Source organism: Vibrio pomeroyi (assembly GCA_041879425.1).
In the GTDB taxonomy this organism is placed as follows: Bacteria; Pseudomonadota; Gammaproteobacteria; order Enterobacterales; family Vibrionaceae; genus Vibrio; species Vibrio pomeroyi_A.
In genome coordinates, this window is sequence record CP090854.1 from 3,047,897 (window position 1) to 3,065,322 (window position 17,426).

Consider the following 17,426-nt stretch of genomic DNA (forward strand, 5'->3'; position numbering starts at 1 on the left):
ATTTGTGCGTAAGTCTAGCACTGCTCAAATACCCACACCACCTTATGGTTCAAATTTACTGTCAGATTATCAACGATAATGTACGTTACTGCCTTGCCCGATACTCGCTTCCTTTCACATCAATACTGATCACGCTTTATGTATCAAGTTTGATGTAACTGTCTATTAAATAAGCTCAAAGGATTGACCATTCGCATATGCACCATTACACTCATCTTGGCTTAAATAATAATAAAATCATTAATATAAGAAATTCGTTGGCAAGGAAAACAAAATGGACTCAATCTCTAAGAGACCTAGAACTAGGCTTTCACCCCTAAAAAGAAAACTTCAATTGATGGAAATCGCACTTGAAGTGTTCTCTCGCCGTGGCATTGGCCGTGGTGGACACGCAGACATTGCAGATATTGCTCAGGTATCTGTAGCGACCGTATTTAACTACTTCCCAACCCGTGAAGATCTGGTTGATGAAGTACTGAATCACGTTGTACGCCAATTCTCTAACTTCCTTTCAGACAATATCGACTTAGATATTCACGCAAAAGAAAACCTACATAATATTGCGACTGAAATGGTGACGTTAGTGGCTCAAGATAGCCATTGGTTGAATGTATGGTTCGAATGGAGCGCATCGACTCGCGATGAAGTATGGCCTCTATTCGTAACCACTAACCGCACTAACCAAATGTTAGTACAGAACATGTTTAGCAAAGCGATTGAACGCGGCGAAGTTTGCGATGATCACGATCCTAAGCATCTAGCGAATCTATTCCACGGCATCTGCTACTCGCTATTCATTCAAGCGAAACGTGTAGAAACGCCAGAAGAGCTTTCAAGCTTAACGGATAGCTACTTAAACATGTTGTGCATCTATAAATAGATTCGAGATTCGAGATTCGAGATTCGAGATTCGAGATTCGAGATTCGAGATTCGAGATTCGAGATTCGAGATTCGAGATTCGAGAAGAATTGTGAAGGGTTGACCTAATGGGTCAACCCTTTTTGTTTTAGCACTCGCTCTTCGTATCACGGAGCGCAGCGTACTCGCATCTCGGAGTGAAACACTCCTGCTCCTTACTTCAGACATAAAAAAACCGCTGACTAATCAGCGGCTTTTATAATCTAGATATACTCAAAATAATTGGAGTTGCAGCTAGGCAACAAGTAAGTTCAGCCCTATGAGCATAGATTTACTATGTGATTAGGGTGAACTTACGCAGTTAACAACGCTGCGGCTTCAAGTATGAAGAGTATTTACTTTTTCTTTTTCACTGCTTTCTTATTTGGAAGGTCAGTGATTGAACCTTCGAATACTTCCGCAGCTAGACCAACAGACTCGTGTAGAGTTGGGTGAGCGTGGATAGTAAGAGCGATATCTTCTGCGTCACAACCCATTTCGATTGCTAGGCCGATTTCACCAAGAAGCTCACCACCGTTAGTACCAACAACAGCACCACCGATTACGCGATGAGTATCTTTATCGAAGATCATCTTAGTCATACCGTCTGCACAGTCAGAAGCGATTGCACGACCAGAAGCAGCCCAAGGGAAAGTAGCAACTTCGTAGTTCAGGCCTTCCGCTTTCGCTTCTTTCTCAGTCTTACCTACCCAAGCAACTTCTGGCTCAGTGTACGCAATTGATGGGATTACTTTAGGGTCGAAGTAGTGCTTCTTACCAGAGATAACTTCAGCAGCTACGTGCCCTTCATGCACACCTTTGTGAGCAAGCATTGGTTGGCCAACAACGTCACCGATCGCGTGGATGTGAGGAACGTTAGTACGCATTTGCTTATCAACATTGATGAAGCCGCGCTCATCAACTTCGATACCAGCTTTTTCAGCGTCGATAAGTGCACCGTTTGGAACACGACCGATAGCAACAAGAACTGCATCGTAGCGCTCAGCTTCAGCTGGTGCTTTCTTGCCTTCCATTGAAACGTAGATACCGTCTTCTTTCGCTTCAACTGCAGTAACTTTAGTTTCAAGCATTAGCTTGAACTTGTTCTTAATACGCTTAGTGAAGACTTTAACGATGTCTTTATCCGCTGCAGGGATAACTTGGTCGAACATCTCAACTACGTCTACTTTAGAACCTAGAGAGTGGTAAACCGTACCCATTTCAAGACCGATGATACCACCGCCCATGATAAGCAGTTTCTCAGGAACTTCGTTCAGCTCAAGTGCATCCGTAGAATCCCAAATACGTGGGTCTTCATGTGGGATGAAAGGAAGCTTGATTGGGCGAGAACCCGCAGCGATGATTGCGTTGTCGAAGTTAACAGTTGTTGCTTCGCCTTCGCCTTCAACAAGAATGCTGTTAGGACCTGTGAACTTACCGAAACCGTTAACAACAGTTACGTTACGCATCTTAGCCATGCCGCCAAGACCGCCAGTTAGCTGGTCTACTACTTTTTCTTTCCAGATACGGATCTTGCTGATGTCCGTTTGTGGCTCGCCGAATACAACGCCGTGCTCTGCCATCGCTTTAGCTTCTTCGATTACTTTAGAAACGTGAAGAAGTGCTTTTGATGGAATACAACCAACGTTTAGACATACACCACCAAGAGTGCTGTAACGTTCAACTAGTACTGTTTCTAGACCTAAATCCGCACAACGGAATGCAGCTGAGTAACCAGCAGGACCTGAACCAAGTACAACAACTTGGGCTTTAATTTCTTTGCTCATTGTGACCTCTTGTAGTCATTATCCCTAACAGGCTGAGTGGATGTTCTTAAATTATTGGGCTTTCAAACAGGAAACATTTTACAGAGATGTTAACAGTGTGAAAGTAGCTTTAAGTTAGCCTGTGAGCTAGACAACAATTCCCTTCCGCTTTATGAGAAATGCGGGAAACTGTTCTCTAAAAATAGTCTTTATATAAAGAATTAAGGTGACCCGAAAGCCACCTTAATAATTACTTTCTCAATTACAGTACTAGACGACGAATGTCAGATAGTGCGCTGTTTAGGAAAGTAATGAAGCGTGCACCTTCAGCACCATCGATCACACGGTGATCGTATGATAGAGACAGTGGAAGCTGTAGACGTGGTTGGAACTCTTTACCATTCCAAACTGGCTTAATTTCGGACTTAGATACACCTAGGATACCTACTTCTGGCGCATTTACGATTGGAGTAAATGCAGTACCGCCAATACCACCAAGGCTTGAGATTGTGAAACAACCGCCTTGCATGTCTGCCGCTGTTAGCTTACCAGAACGTGCTTTCTTAGAAACAGCCATTAGCTCTTCAGATAGCTCGTAAATGCCTTTCTTGTTCACGTCTTTGAATACAGGAACAACTAGACCGTTTGGTGTATCAACAGCGATACCCACGTTTACGTACTTCTTAAGAATGATGCTTTCGCCATCTTCAGAAAGAGAAGAGTTAAACGCTGGGAATGCTTCTAGCGCTTTAGCAACAGCTTTCATGATGAACACAAGTGGAGTGATCTTCATGCCAGTGTCTTTCTTCGCTTCGATTGCGTTCTGTTCTTTACGGAATGCTTCTAGCTCAGTGATGTCTGCGTTATCCCACTGTGTAACGTGAGGGATCATTACCCAGTTACGGTGTAGGTTTGCGCCAGAGATCTTCTTGATCTTAGAAAGTTTCTGAACTTCAGTTTCGCCGAACTTGCTGAAGTCAACTTTTGGCCATGGTAGTAGACCAAGAGCAGAACCGTCGCCGCCTTTGCCAGATGCTGCTGCACCAGACTCTAGACGCTTAAGTGCATCTTTAACGTAAGACTGAACGTCTTCTTTAAGGATACGGCTCTTACGACCAGTACCTTTAACCTTAGAAAGGTTAACGCCAAATTCGCGAGCAAGACGACGAACAACTGGAGAAGCGTGCGCGTAGTCGCCGTTCTCTTGGAAGTCGCCAGCTGCTGCTGGAGCCGCTGCAGGTGCTTCTGCTTTAGGAGCTGGTGCCGCCGCTGGAGCTGCTGCTTGTGCAGGTGCTGCAACAGGAGCAGGAGCTGCGCCTTCAACTACGAAAGTCATGATTAGAGAGCCAGTTGACACTTTGTCGCCAGCTGCAATCTTGATTTCTTTTACTGTACCAGCGAATGGTGCAGGAACTTCCATTGAAGCTTTGTCGCCTTCAACAGTAATTAGAGATTGCTCTTCTTCTACTGTATCGCCAACCGCTACCATGATTTCAGTAACTTCTACTTCGTCACCACCGATATCAGGAACGTTTACTTCTTTCTCAGCAGATGCTGCTGGAGCAGCTGCAACTGGTGCTGCCGCCGCAGGAGCCGGAGCTGCTGCAGGTGCTGAACCAGCCACTTCGAATACCATTACTAGAGAACCAGTAGAAACTGAATCACCAGAAGCGATCTTGATTTCTTTAACGATACCAGCGAATGGTGCAGGAACTTCCATTGAAGCCTTGTCGCCTTCAACAGTAAGAAGAGATTGCTCTTCTTCTACTGCATCACCGATAGCAACCATGATTTCAGTTACTTCAACTTCATCACCGCCGATATCTGGTACGTGAACTTCTTTAAGCTCAGCTGCCGCTGCAGGAGCTGCAGCAACTGGTGCCGCCGCTTCAACTGCTGGCGCAGCCGGTGCTGCTGCAGCACCTTCCGCTTCGAAGATCATGATAAGAGAACCAGTAGAAACAGAATCGCCTTCTGCTACTTTGATTTCTTTAACGATACCCGCTTGAGACGCTGGAACTTCCATTGAAGCTTTGTCGCCTTCAACAGTGATCAGTGACTGCTCTTCTTCAACCTTGTCGCCAACGTTTACAAGAATCTCAGTTACTTCAACCTCGTCAGCACCGATGTCTGGTACATTAATTTCGATTGTCATTGTATTTACCTACCTTAATGCCAGTCTTATGCGTATTGCGGGTTAGTTTTTTCAGTGTCGATATCGAACTTAGCAATTGCTTCAACAACTACTGATTTCTCGATGTCACCACGTTTAGCCAGTTCAGTTAGAGCTGCAACTACGATGTAGCCAGCGTTAACTTCGAAGTGACGACGTAGGTTTGCACGGCTGTCAGAGCGGCCGAAACCATCTGTACCAAGTACTTTGTAAGACTCAGTTGGCATGTACGCACGTACTTGCTCAGCGTAGTTCTTCATGTAGTCAGTCACTGCGATTGCAGGTTCTTTACCAAGAACAGTTGTGATGTACGGTACTTTCTCTTCAGCTTCTGGGTGAAGCATGTTGTCACGCTCTACCGCTTGGCCGTCACGAGTTAGCTCGTTGAACGACGTTACTGAGAATACGTCAGATGCTACGCCGTACTCTTCGCTTAGAATTTCAGCAGCTTTACGCGCTTCGTTCATGATAGTACCAGAGCTCATTAGTTGAACTTTGCCCTTAGCACCAGCGTGAGATTCAAGCTTGTAGATACCTTTACGGATGCCTTCTTCAGCGCCTTCTGGCATTGCTGGCATTGCGTAGTTCTCGTTCATTACTGTTAGGTAGTAGTAAACGTTCTCTTGCTCAGGACCGTACATGCGACGGATACCGTCTTGCATGATTACTGCTAGCTCGTAAGCGAACGTTGGGTCGTAAGAGATACAGTTAGGGATAGTGTTCGCTTGGATGTGCGAGTGACCATCTTCGTGCTGTAGACCTTCACCGTTCAGTGTTGTACGACCAGCTGTAGCACCTAGTAGGAAGCCACGAGCTTGTTGGTCACCTGCTAGCCATGCCATGTCGCCAATACGTTGGAAACCGAACATTGAGTAGTAGATGTAGAATGGGATCATTGGTAGGTCGTTCGTGCTGTATGAAGTTGCAGCTGCAACCCATGAAGCCATAGAACCTAGCTCGTTGATACCTTCTTGAAGTACTTGACCAGACGTTGCTTCTTTGTAGTAAGAAACGATGCCTTTATCTTCAGGTGTGTATTCTTGACCGTGTGGGTTGTAGATACCAACCTGACGGAATAGACCTTCCATACCGAATGTACGAGCTTCATCACAGATGATAGGAACGATGTTCTTACCAATGTTCTTATCTTTAAGAAGGATGTTTAGCGTACGTACATAAGCCATAGTTGTAGAGATATCACGCTTCTGTTCACCTAGTAGAGGTGCGAATGCGTCTAGCTCAGGAACTTTGAATTCTTGAGTGAATTTTGGCAGACGTGCTGGCGTGTAACCTTGTAGGGCTTTACGACGAGCATGTAGGTATTCGTACTCTGCAGAACCTTCTTCAAGAGTCAGGTAAGGAAGCTCAGACACTTTCTCATCAGAAAGGATGTCTTGTAGGCCTAGACGGTCACGTAGGTATTGTACGTGAGTCATGTCCATCTTCTTAACACCGTGAGCGATGTTCTTACCTTCTGCAGCTTCACCCATGCCGTAACCTTTAACTGTCTTAGCTAGGATTACTGTTGGCTTGCCACCTGTCTCTTTTGCATTGTTGAATGCAGCGAACAGTTTAGAAGAATCGTGACCACCACGCTTCAGTTCGAAGATTTGGTCATCAGTCATGTCTGCAACTAGTGCAGCTGTTTCTGGGTACTTACCAAAGAAGTGCTCACGTACGTATGCGCCATCTTTAGATTTGAATGTCTGGTAGTCACCATCGATAGTTTCGTTCATTAGTTGAAGAAGCTTACCAGTAGTGTCTTTAGCTAGTAGAGAATCCCAGTTGCTACCCCAGATAACTTTAACAACGTTCCAACCTGCACCTTTGAATAGGCCTTCAAGTTCTTGGATGATGCTACCGTTACCCATTACAGGGCCGTCTAGACGCTGTAGGTTACAGTTGATTAGGAAACATAGGTTGTCTAGCTTCTCACGCGCAGCGAAAGAGATAGCACCACGTGATTCTGGCTCATCCATCTCACCGTCGCCTAGGAAAGCGTATACACGTTGAGCAGAAGTATCTTTAAGACCACGGCCTTCTAGGTACTTAAGGAAACGAGCTTGGTAGATCGCAGAGATCGGACCTAGACCCATAGATACTGTAGGGAACTGCCAGAACTCAGGCATCAGTTTAGGGTGCGGGTAAGAAGGGATACCTTTACCATCAACTTCTTGACGGAAGTTATCTAGCTGCTCTTCAGTTAGACGACCTTCAACGAATGCACGAGAGTAGATACCTGGAGAGATGTGACCTTGGTAATAAACTAGATCGCCACCGTCAGTCTCGTTTGGAGCACGGAAGAAGTGGTTGAAACATACTTCGTAGAACGCTGCAGCTGACTGGTAAGAAGCCATGTGACCACCAAGGTCTAGGTCTTTCTTAGAAGCACGCAATACGATCATGATTGCGTTCCAGCGAATAATCGAACGAATACGACGCTCAAGAGTTACGTCACCAGGGTAAGCTGGCTCTTGTGCTGCTGGAATTGTGTTGATGTAGTTTGTGTTGATGCCTGTAGCCATATCAACACCATCTAAACGCGCTTTATCTAGAACTTGTTCTAGTAAAAACTGTGCACGTTCTACACCTTCTTCACGTACTACTGACTCAAGAGCTTCTAACCAATCTTGAGTTTCCAGAGCATCAACGTCATGCTTCATGTCAGACATGGCGATCTATCCTTTTTGTTAGTTGGATTCTACTAAACACGTAAAAAGTCGAAGTATTACGACTATTTACCCTGTTGAATTCGACGTAGAGAACGTTCGCGGCGCGACTCTTCCTTCGTCAAATCCAGCAATGTTTCTTCGATGTAAGCTAAATGAGAGTGTGACATTTCACGTGCCTGTTCTGGCTGCCCTGAAACAATCGCATCTACAATGTTAGCTCGATGTATACTCACTTTCTCCACAACGTCTTTACGACGATGCAACAGCTTTAAATTCTCTAAGACGTTTTGTTCGAGTAACGGAGCCAAACTACGAACAATGTGCAATAACACCACATTGTGCGCTGCCTCTGTTAAAGCAATAAGAAAAGCCATCACCGCTGCAGATTCGGCTTCAATATCACCCTTATCTTGCGCGCCATGAATTTTATCTTGGCATGCTTGAATTCGAGCAAAGTCTTCATCAGTGCCACGCAATGCCGCGAAGTAAGCCGAAATCCCTTCCATCGCATGACGCGATTCCAACAAGTCTAGTTGGGTTTCAGAATGGGAGGACAACAAATTAAGCAAAGGATCTGAAAAGCTTTTCCAGATATTTTCGCTAACAAACGTACCTCCACCTTGACGGCGAGTAAGCAAGCGTTTTGCTTCTAAACGTTGTATCGCTTCTCGGATTGAAGGACGAGACACATCGAACTGTTTCGCCAGTTCACGCTCAGGCGGCAGCTGCTGCCCTGGAGCCAGTGTTCCTTCCACTATCAACCTTTCTAACTCTTGTTCGATAACATCGGAGAGTTTTGGCTGACGAATCCTTTGATAAGCCATAGTTTGTTGTTCTTCTTTTTCTTCGCTGACAATTGGTAATACCAATTTTAAGTTGGGCAGAAATTAACATAATTAAAACGCCACTGTCCAGCGTAAAATTGACCTGCATCATAGAATGCAGTGTGAATTAACCGTGATTTAACAAATGAAATTTAAAACAGCAACCAAATTGGTCTTACCATTTACAGGGGTAATACTTTTGGGGAGGATTCGTGCTAGAAAGTTTCAGGATAAAAATGAATTGTTTCAGAAAGATTAGCCTAACTCGGTTAAAAATCGAACCAAGCGCACATTTGGGAGGGAAATTCTGTTCATAAGTTTTAATATATGAGTGTTTGATAAGCTCGTCACACTCTCGATTTATTGATGCCCTTCCTTCAACCACTTTCTTTACATCGCAACAACAAAAATTCACAAGTAATTATGCTCAGCGTTGACTATCTAAGGCTCTGTAATCAACAGAGCCATAAAGAAAATGAAAGCCTAAAAGTTCAGCTTACCTTTAAACTTCTGCCAATCGAAAACCAAACCTGGGTCAGTTTTGCGCAGAGGTGCAATATATTGATGGCCAGTGATGCGTTCATTGGTGATCTGAGGAAAGCTTGATACCAGTGATTCCGTTAACTGGGTCAGTGCTTGATATTGCAGCTCGGTATAGGCAACAAAGTCACTGCCTTCCAGTTCAATACCAATCGAATAATCATTGCACCTTTCACGCCCTGCAAAACTCGACTGGCCGGCGTGCCAAGCTCGATCAAGGAAAGAAACGAACTGCACCACTTCACCATCGCGACGAATCAAGCAGTGTGCAGACACACGCATTTGATGAATCACCTTAAAAAAGGGATGCTCAGCGGGGTCTAGCTTGCCCATAAAAAACTGCTCAATATAAGGACCACCGAATTGGCCCGGTGGCAGGCTAATGTTGTGAACCACCAGCAGAGAGATATCATCAACACTAGGCCTTACATCAAAATACGGGGAAGGAACATGCCGAGCGTTGTCGTACCATCCGTTGGAGCAGATCGTCATCTTGGTCTCACTTTCTTTTTTTGCTAGCACAGTAGATTGTGACCTTGCCCATGGAGCAGTCACGCTAGCCTCTTTAATTTGAAGTTAAGCAAGAGTATCATTCCATTCCCACTCCCTTTCAAGATTAGATTTGCGATGAAAAACACACATAACAGCCACCAACGCCTTGACTACTTAAAAGAGCAACTGCCTCTCGAGATCACTCGAGCAGTCGCAGAAACAATCAAAGAAGACCTAGGCGGTACGTTAGATCCAGCGGCTGACATCACAGCAAGTCTAATCCCAGCAGACGCGATCAACAGCGCAACCATCATCACTCGTGAATACGGCGTATTCTGTGGTAAAGCATGGGCTGATGAGGTGTTTAAACAGCTAGGCGGTGAAGTAACTATCGAGTGGAACGTCGAAGATGGCGATAAGGTTGAACCAAACCAAACGCTTTGCACCCTAACCGGTCCAGCGCGCGCACTATTAACTGGTGAGCGTAACGCAATGAACTTCATTCAAACGCTATCTGGTTGTGCGACAGCAACCGCTATCTATGCTGACAAAATCAAACACACAGAGTGCCGCCTGTTAGATACTCGTAAAACGATTCCTGGCTTGCGCAGCGCACTAAAATACGCAGTCGCTTGTGGCGGCGGTTTCAACCACCGTATCGGTGTTTTCGATGCCTACTTAATTAAAGAAAACCACATCATCGCTTGTGGTGGCATTGAGAAAGCTATCTCAACAGCAAAAGAGCTTAACCCAGGTAAGCCTGTTGAAGTGGAAACAGAGAGCCTAGAAGAGCTAGAGCAAGCGATCAACGCTGGTGCAGACATCATCATGCTAGACAACTTCACCACAAACATGATGCGTGAAGCCGTTAAGATTAATGCGGGTCGTGCTGCACTAGAGAACTCTGGCAACGTGACACTAGATACGATTGCAGAGTTTGCTGAAACGGGTGTTGATTACATCTCGGTAGGTGCATTAACTAAGCACCTAAAAGCAATGGATCTATCAATGAGATTCAAAGCGTAATTTACTGAATAATAAATAAGTTATCGCTAAAGGCACTGTTAATGACAGTGCCTTTTTATTACCTTAATTGTCAGTATTTCAAGCCGTTATTTAAGTTGATCGCATAAATTTGCGCACTATATGAAACACCACACTAATAAATACAAAACCACTCGCGACCACACCTGAACACCATTCCACTTCCCCATTCCGACTTCTATTCTCTCAATCAACCAGTGCTTTCACTGAAACAAACTAAAGAATGGAATTAGACAATGAATAACAAGAACAAAAGAACGAACCAAAAAGGCTTTACGCTGATTGAGTTGATGATTGTAGTGGCTGTAATAGGTGTCCTTTCTGCAATTGCAATTCCTCAATATCAAAAGTATGTAGCTAAGGCTGAGGTTGCTTCCGCTCTTGCTACTGCAACAGGAGTAAAAACAAATGTTGAAGCTTATTCTGTCGAAAATGGAAGCTTCCCAGATGGTTCTACTAGTGGGCAAACCGAAGATGCTCTCGGAGTCCCATCATCAATCCCATCAGGAACGATAGCATTTGCTAAAGGAAGTTCAGCTGGTGTGGGGACAATTACATTTACTTTTGCTAGTTCAGGCGTTAGCACTCTTTTAGTAAATAAGAAATTTGCGCTGTCCAGAGCACAAGATGGAGCTTGGGAGTGTAAAGGAACAGCAGCGACTCCTGTAACTGACGATTTACTACCGAAAAACTGTAAATAGTGCTAACCAACCTCCCAACCGTTCTACGTCAGGCTGATTTACTTAGCATGACTCAAGAACAAGCCGTGGCGGAACATGTACAAGCTTCAGGAGTTTCTACGCCTGAAGCTTTACTCATTCTTGATTTCTTCACTAGCGAGAGTCTCGCACATAACATTCAGGCCATCTTCGGTTTGCCGTTAGTACAACTTGCCAATGTTGACTACGAAGTCTTGTGCGATCAATTAGGACTTCGTGAACTCATTACCAAATATCACGCTATCCCGATTTCAGTCTCTAGCTCGACTCTCACCCTCGCCTCTGCTGATCCGACGGATTTACAAGCAGAAGATGATTTCCGATTCGCGACTGGATTGCAGATAGAACTCGTTGTCGCTAACTATTCTGAATTAGAAGGCGCAATACGAAAGTTGTATGGCCGCTCTATTTCAGGGCAAGACTCTAAGCGTAAAGAGATCACCCAAGACGAACTTGCCAACCTGGTTGAAGTCTCCGACGATGAGATGACTTCGATTGAAGACCTCAGCCAAGACGACTCCCCCGTTAGCCGATTTATCAATCAGATACTGGTCGATGCGGTGCGTAAGGGCGCTTCTGATATTCACTTCGAACCTTATGAAGAACACTACCGTGTGCGCCTGCGCTGTGATGGAATCCTTGTTGAAATACAGCAACCCGCCTCCCATTTAAGTCGCCGTTTATCTGCTCGTTTAAAGATTCTCGCCAAACTTGATATTGCCGAACGGCGCTTGCCGCAAGATGGGCGCATTAAGCTCCGTCTGAATGATGAACTCGCGATAGATATGCGTGTATCAACACTGCCGACCTTATGGGGGGAGAAGATAGTACTGCGACTGCTTGATAGCAGTTCGGCCAATCTCGATATCGACAAGCTTGGCTACAGTGAAGATCAAAAAACCCTATACCTTAATGCCTTAAAACGCCCACAAGGAATGATCTTAATGACCGGGCCAACCGGCAGTGGCAAAACCGTTTCTCTTTATACTGGGCTTCGAGTACTGAATACCACTGAACGTAATATCTCTACAGCCGAAGACCCTGTTGAAATTAACCTATGTGGTATCAATCAGGTACAGGTGACACCTAAGATCGGCTTTGGATTCGCGGAAGCACTGAGATCGTTTTTACGACAAGATCCTGATGTGGTGATGGTCGGTGAGATCCGAGATTTAGAAACTGCAGAGATCGCGATCAAAGCATCGCAAACTGGTCACTTGGTCCTTTCTACACTGCACACCAACTCCGCAGCTGAAACCGTGACTCGACTCGCTCACATGGGTATTGAACCCTTTAACCTTGCTTCATCCTTAAGCTTGATTATTGCTCAACGTCTTGCGAGACGCTTATGTAACCACTGTAAAGCTGAAGACGGTTCACCAGATATTTACTTGCGTCACTCTATCCCAAATAGCCAAACCATCTACAAAGCTAACTCTCAAGGCTGTAATGAGTGTAATCAAGGATACTCCGGTCGCGTTGGTATCTATGAAGTAATGCCATTTACCGACAAACTTAAAAACAGCCTAATTAACAAACCTAATGCGTTAGCGATTGAAGATCTCGCCCGCCGAGAAGGCATGAGAACACTGCAAGAGTCTGGTTTAGACAAACTGCTTGAAGGCACCACCAGCTATCAAGAGCTACAACGTGTTCTGTACATATAATTCAATGGAGCACCAATGAGCAGGAAGTCCAAGCAATCACAACTAAAAAGCTATCATTGGAAAGGCATTAATAGCTCAGGCAAGAAAGTGTCTGGGCAGACCTTAGCGCTCACCGAACTAGAGGTGCGAGAAAAGCTCAAAGATCAGCACATTCAAATCAAGAAAATCAAAAAGAAAAGCATCTCTGCACTGACTCGTTTAACACATCGCGTAAAACCCAAAGACATCACTATTTTAACTCGACAGCTTGCGACTATGTTGGCCACTGGAGTCCCTATCGTACAGGCTATCAAGTTAGTCTCAGACAACCATCGCAAAGCTGAGATGAAATCTATCTTGTCGCATATCTGTAAAGGTGTAGAAGCAGGCACTCCCATATCAAAAGCGATGCGAACCGCAAGCCGTCACTTTGATGATCTGTATACCGACTTAGTTGCGACAGGAGAACTCTCTGGAAACCTAGCGCAAGTATTTGAACGATTGGCGACATACCGTGAAAAAAGTGAGCAACTAAAATCTAAAGTTATAAAGGCTCTCATCTACCCAGCAATGGTTGTTGCGGTCGCCCTTACCGTTTCCTACTTAATGCTAACCATGGTCATCCCGGAATTTGAATCGATGTTTTCAGGGTTTGGCGCCGATCTCCCTTGGTTTACCCAACAAGTTCTTCATCTTTCTCATTGGATGCAGGCTTACAGTTTTTATGCCGCTGTGGGCATTGGATTTATAGCGCTATTGGTCCATCAACTGTGTCAGCGCTCTTACTCGATTCGATTATCAGCCAGCCGTTTAGGGTTACGATTTCCGGTGCTTGGTGGTGTGATGGCCAAAGCCTCTATTGCCAAATTCAGCCGAACCTTATCAACCAGTTTTAGTTCTGGTATTCCGATTCTCATGAGCCTTAAAACCACCGCCAAAACCGCAGGCAATTTGCATTATGAATCGGCGATCATTGAGGTTCACCGTGAAACAGCTGCAGGTATGCCAATGTATATCGCGATGCGTAATACCAATGCCTTCCCCGAGATGGTGTTGCAAATGGTGATGATTGGGGAGGAGTCAGGAAACCTTGACGACATGCTTAATAAAGTGGCCTCGATTTACGAGTTTGAAGTAGACAACACCGTCGATAATCTGGGCAAGATCCTAGAGCCATTGATCATCGTATTTTTGGGGACTGTTGTTGGCGGGCTTGTGGTTGCGATGTACTTACCGATCTTTAATCTTATGAGTGTGTTAGGATAGCCAAAAGCAACTAAACACCCATGAGTAGCAAACTTCTGCTCATATAGATCAAGTGGTAAAGGACACTATGGAAGTATTTCACTACTATCCTTGGCTATTCCCCGTATTAGCTTTCATTTTTAGCCTCCTTATTGGCAGCTTCCTCAACGTCGTCATACACCGCTTACCGATTATGATGGAACGTGAATGGCAACAAGAGTGCTCGGAGTATTTCTCTCAATACAAAATTCCGGCACCGGAAGGGAAATTTAACCTGAGCATTCCACGTTCGACTTGTCCGAAATGTGAAACCCAATTAAGAATCATCGATAATATCCCAGTATTAAGCTGGTTGTTCTTAAAGGGTAAATGTCACAGTTGTGCGAATCCAATCAGTGTTCGCTACCCTTTGGTTGAACTGCTTACTGCAATCCTTTGTACCGTAGTCGCGAGCCACTTTGGTTTTGGTTTCTACGCTATTGCTCTGATCTTTTTCACCTTCGCACTCATTACGGCGACCTTTATCGATCTCGACACCATGCTACTGCCTGATCAAATCACCTTACCTTTGGTTTGGTCTGGTATTGCCTTAGCTCTGTTTAATATCAGCCCAGTATCGCTTCAAGACTCTGTGATTGGCGCAATGGCAGGCTACCTAGCTCTATGGTCGGTTTACTGGTTGTTTAAACTGCTCACTGGCAAAGAAGGCATGGGTTACGGCGATTTCAAGCTGTTAGCGGCACTTGGCGCATGGCTGGGTTGGCAGCATCTACCAATGATCATCCTTTTATCGTCGCTTGTTGGTTTGGTTTTCGGTTTGATTCAGCTGCGCTTGAAACAGCAAGGCATAGATAAAGCCTTTCCATTTGGACCTTATCTTGCCATCGCAGGTTGGGTTAGCTTGATGTGGGGTAACGACATCATGGGTTGGTATTTAACTTCTGTACTAGGAATGTAACCATGGCAATCATTATCGGATTAAGTGGCGGTATCGCCAGTGGTAAAACGACCGTCGCTAACCTGTTCAACGAACATTTTGGCATTGATATTGTCGATGCTGATATCGTGGCACGTGAAGTCGTCGCACTAGGCAGTGAAGGCCTGAATCAGATTACAACTCATTTTGGTGAAGACATCTTGCTAGAAGATGGAACACTAAACCGAGCCAAGTTGCGTGAAGTAATCTTCTCTGCCCCAACAGAAAAACAGTGGCTCAATGGCCTTCTTCACCCAATGATCCGCGACAAAATTGACAGTGACTTGTCTAAAGTCACCTCTCCTTATGCTTTATTAGTCGCACCGCTCTTGGTTGAAAACCAAATGCAAGGCATGGCCGATCGCGTGTTAATCGTTGATGTTCCAGCTGAAGTACAAATAGAGCGTACGATGAGTCGAGATAATGTTTCTAGGGAACAAGTGGCGTCAATTTTAAAATCACAGGCTTCAAGAGAACAGCGCTTAGCAGTTGCAGATGACGTGATTAAAAACCATACTAAAAACCAAGAACTTTTGCCTCAAATCACAGATTTACATCAAAAGTATCTGGCAATCAGTACAGTAGATGGGTCAGAATAGAACAATGTTGAATGAAGGTTTGCTCGATGATCACCCACAAATTTGAACATCCTCTAAATGAGAAAACACGCATCTACTTAAGAGTTGAATCACTCTTGAGGCAGCTACACTTGTCTTCTACATTTTCCGATGCTCAACAGTATCAACTCTTTTTCCGTTCTATCTTTGATCTGATTGAAATCTTCGAACAGATCCAACTCAAGAGCGAACTCGCAAAAGACATTGAGAAGCAACGTGTAACCTACAAAAGTTGGTTAGATGTTGAAGGTGTCGATCAAGAGATGCTTACATCACTACTCACCGATATTGGCAACATCTATCGCGAGCTGATGCAAGCGGAGCGCTTTGGACAATCACTTAAGGAAGACCGTTTCCTGAGTGCGATTCGCCAACGCTTTAATCTACCTGGTGGCTCATGCTGCTTTGATTTACCTGCTCTGCATTATTGGCTGCATCTTCCTCTCGATAAGAGAATGAGAGACGCCAAGGCATGGATGGATAGCCTACAGCCTCTGTATGAAGCGCTAACGCTATGGTTAAAGCTAACCAGAGAGACTGGTCACTTTAAAGAGCAAATTGCTCGTGCAGGCTTCTTCCAGAGCGATGCTGAAGAAGCGAATATCCTTCGCCTTTCAATTCCAATGCAATACGGTGCTTACCCGATGATTTCGGGTCATAAGAACCGTTTTGCTGTTAAATTCATGAGTTTTGAAACAGGGCAAGCTTGTACTCAAGATATCGAATTTGAATTGGCTATCTGCACCTAATTAATTTCCTTTTATCGTTTGGCTTGAGTGCTCACTCGAGCCTAAACTCACTATTATTCCCCCTCAATTTAAGAATCACTATGTCGAAGAAAATCACCATCGTTAAATGCCCTCAATGTAATGCTGACGTTGAATGGGGTGAACAAAGCCCACATCGCCCGTTTTGCAGCAAGCAATGTCAGATGATTGATTTTGGTGAGTGGGCAGACGAAGAGAACAGCATCGCAGGCGCACCAGATATGTCAGATAGCGACGGTTGGTCGGAAGATCCGTACTAAAATTCGAGATTCGAGATTCGAGATTCGAGATTCGAGATTCGAGATTCGAGATTCGAGATTCGAGATTCGAGATTCGAGATTCGAGATTCGGAAAAATGATTGAAGGGTTGACGTTTTGCGTCAATCCTTTTTTATTGCCGATAGTTTGGTGTTTACTGAAAGAGATTCCCTACTCCTTCCTTCGTCAGTCTAGGGAATGACGGTTCTCCAGGTTTACTTAGCTCTATTGTTCAAGCCGACTGCATAAAGCCTCTTTCGATTACCTTTTTTATATCAGGCCTATTCCCTGCTATCCAATCGTCACCCCCAACAGTGAGGCACGAGCGAGTTGAGGATCTCTGGTTTTCGAAACTCTAAATAGCAGACACAAAAAAGCGGAGCCAAATGGCTCCGCTTTTATCGATAGAATGCAAAAAGAATTACTTCTTAGCAAGTTTCTCTTTAATACGAGCTGACTTACCAGAACGCTCACGTAGGTAGTACAACTTGGCACGACGTACTGCACCACGGCGTTTAACTTCGATGCTATCAACCATTGGAGAGTGAGTTTGGAACGCACGCTCTACACCTTCACCGTTCGAGATCTTACGAACTGTGAATGCAGAGTGTAGACCACGGTTACGAATAGCGATTACAACGCCTTCGAAAGCCTGTAGACGCTCACGGTCACCTTCTTTTACCTTAACCTGAACTACAACAGTGTCACCTGGTGCGAATTTAGGAAGGTCTGATTTTAGTTGCTCTTCTTCAAGAGCCTTAATGATGTTGCTCATTTGTATAAATTCCT

General features: G+C 44.8%; 14 protein-coding genes and 1 pseudogene. 9 read left to right on the forward strand and 6 right to left on the reverse strand.

What is annotated here, in order from left to right; all coding sequences use genetic code 11:
* Positions 1-274 precede the first annotated feature (274 nt).
* Positions 275-880 carry a TetR/AcrR family transcriptional regulator gene (locus tag L0992_13255; protein ID XGB66679.1) on the forward strand — a complete coding sequence of 202 codons (606 nt, stop codon included), beginning with the start codon at positions 275-277 and terminating at the stop codon, positions 878-880.
* Positions 881-1,254: 374 nt separating this feature from the next.
* On the opposite strand, the gene lpdA is transcribed toward L0992_13255, so the two are convergent.
* From lpdA to ampD, 5 genes and pseudogenes are all read right to left on the reverse strand, one after another.
* Entirely contained in the window at positions 1,255-2,685 is a 1,431-nt protein-coding gene (gene lpdA, locus L0992_13260; protein XGB66680.1) for a dihydrolipoyl dehydrogenase, read from the reverse strand.
* 241 nt (positions 2,686-2,926) lie between these two features.
* The gene (aceF, locus tag L0992_13265) at positions 2,927-4,819 is read right to left on the reverse strand and encodes a pyruvate dehydrogenase complex dihydrolipoyllysine-residue acetyltransferase (protein ID XGB66681.1); all 1,893 of its coding nucleotides are present in this window, start codon (positions 4,817-4,819) and stop codon (positions 2,927-2,929) included.
* A gap of 26 nt (positions 4,820-4,845) precedes the next feature.
* A complete protein-coding gene (aceE, locus tag L0992_13270; protein ID XGB66682.1) occupies positions 4,846-7,509 on the reverse strand; it encodes a pyruvate dehydrogenase (acetyl-transferring), homodimeric type in 2,664 nt (887 codons plus the stop codon).
* Between the two features lie 62 nt (positions 7,510-7,571).
* Positions 7,572-8,333, reverse strand: a complete 762-nt coding sequence (gene pdhR / locus L0992_13275; protein ID XGB66683.1) for a pyruvate dehydrogenase complex transcriptional repressor PdhR — start codon at positions 8,331-8,333, stop codon at positions 7,572-7,574.
* 483 nt (positions 8,334-8,816) lie between these two features.
* Positions 8,817-9,417 (reverse strand): annotated as a pseudogene (ampD, locus tag L0992_13280) (1,6-anhydro-N-acetylmuramyl-L-alanine amidase AmpD).
* A gap of 83 nt (positions 9,418-9,500) precedes the next feature.
* Between ampD and nadC the strand changes: the two are divergent.
* From nadC to yacG, 8 genes are all read left to right on the forward strand, one after another.
* On the forward strand, positions 9,501-10,391 hold the full coding sequence (gene nadC, locus L0992_13285; protein ID XGB66684.1) for a carboxylating nicotinate-nucleotide diphosphorylase: 891 nt from the start codon (positions 9,501-9,503) through the stop codon (positions 10,389-10,391).
* 254 nt (positions 10,392-10,645) lie between these two features.
* Positions 10,646-11,110: a pilin gene (locus L0992_13290; protein ID XGB66685.1), complete on the forward strand. Its 465-nt coding sequence runs from the start codon at positions 10,646-10,648 to the stop codon at positions 11,108-11,110.
* Positions 11,110-12,795: a type IV-A pilus assembly ATPase PilB gene (pilB, locus tag L0992_13295; protein XGB66686.1), complete on the forward strand. Its 1,686-nt coding sequence runs from the start codon at positions 11,110-11,112 to the stop codon at positions 12,793-12,795. Before L0992_13290 ends, pilB begins: the two co-directional genes overlap by 1 nt.
* 15 nt (positions 12,796-12,810) lie before the next feature.
* Positions 12,811-14,040, forward strand: coding sequence for a type II secretion system F family protein (locus L0992_13300; GenBank protein XGB66687.1), 1,230 nt, complete (start codon positions 12,811-12,813; stop codon positions 14,038-14,040).
* A gap of 67 nt (positions 14,041-14,107) precedes the next feature.
* Positions 14,108-14,977, forward strand: coding sequence for an A24 family peptidase (locus L0992_13305; protein XGB66688.1), 870 nt, complete (start codon positions 14,108-14,110; stop codon positions 14,975-14,977).
* 2 nt (positions 14,978-14,979) lie between these two features.
* Positions 14,980-15,594 (forward strand): dephospho-CoA kinase, encoded by a 615-nt coding sequence (gene coaE / locus L0992_13310; GenBank protein ID XGB66689.1) that lies wholly within the window; start codon positions 14,980-14,982, stop codon positions 15,592-15,594.
* Positions 15,595-15,620: 26 nt separating this feature from the next.
* Positions 15,621-16,361: a cell division protein ZapD gene (zapD, locus tag L0992_13315; GenBank protein ID XGB66690.1), complete on the forward strand. Its 741-nt coding sequence runs from the start codon at positions 15,621-15,623 to the stop codon at positions 16,359-16,361.
* Between the two features lie 80 nt (positions 16,362-16,441).
* The gene (gene yacG / locus L0992_13320) at positions 16,442-16,639 is read left to right on the forward strand and encodes a DNA gyrase inhibitor YacG (GenBank protein XGB66691.1); all 198 of its coding nucleotides are present in this window, start codon (positions 16,442-16,444) and stop codon (positions 16,637-16,639) included.
* A 419-nt stretch (positions 16,640-17,058) separates the two neighbouring features.
* Here yacG and rplS read toward each other — a convergent pair whose 3' ends face one another.
* Positions 17,059-17,412, reverse strand: a complete 354-nt coding sequence (rplS, locus tag L0992_13325; GenBank protein XGB66692.1) for a 50S ribosomal protein L19 — start codon at positions 17,410-17,412, stop codon at positions 17,059-17,061.
* Positions 17,413-17,426: the final 14 nt, after the last annotated feature.

Bases quoted from the DNA above. Each gene is read 5' to 3' on its own strand.
- lpdA (XGB66680.1), bottom strand. From the start codon at position 2,685: ATGAGCAAAGAAATTAAAGCCCAAGTTGTTGTACTTGGTTCAGGTCCT.
- nadC (XGB66684.1), top strand. From the start codon at position 9,501: ATGAAAAACACACATAACAGCCACCAACGCCTTGACTACTTAAAAGAG.
- pdhR (XGB66683.1), bottom strand. From the start codon at position 8,333: ATGGCTTATCAAAGGATTCGTCAGCCAAAACTCTCCGATGTTATCGAA.
- zapD (XGB66690.1), top strand. From the start codon at position 15,621: ATGATCACCCACAAATTTGAACATCCTCTAAATGAGAAAACACGCATC.
- L0992_13255 (XGB66679.1), top strand. From the start codon at position 275: ATGGACTCAATCTCTAAGAGACCTAGAACTAGGCTTTCACCCCTAAAA.
- rplS (XGB66692.1), bottom strand. From the start codon at position 17,412: ATGAGCAACATCATTAAGGCTCTTGAAGAAGAGCAACTAAAATCAGAC.
- coaE (XGB66689.1), top strand. From the start codon at position 14,980: ATGGCAATCATTATCGGATTAAGTGGCGGTATCGCCAGTGGTAAAACG.
- aceE (XGB66682.1), bottom strand. From the start codon at position 7,509: ATGTCTGACATGAAGCATGACGTTGATGCTCTGGAAACTCAAGATTGG.
- L0992_13305 (XGB66688.1), top strand. From the start codon at position 14,108: ATGGAAGTATTTCACTACTATCCTTGGCTATTCCCCGTATTAGCTTTC.
- L0992_13300 (XGB66687.1), top strand. From the start codon at position 12,811: ATGAGCAGGAAGTCCAAGCAATCACAACTAAAAAGCTATCATTGGAAA.
- aceF (XGB66681.1), bottom strand. From the start codon at position 4,819: ATGACAATCGAAATTAATGTACCAGACATCGGTGCTGACGAGGTTGAA.
- yacG (XGB66691.1), top strand. From the start codon at position 16,442: ATGTCGAAGAAAATCACCATCGTTAAATGCCCTCAATGTAATGCTGAC.
- L0992_13290 (XGB66685.1), top strand. From the start codon at position 10,646: ATGAATAACAAGAACAAAAGAACGAACCAAAAAGGCTTTACGCTGATT.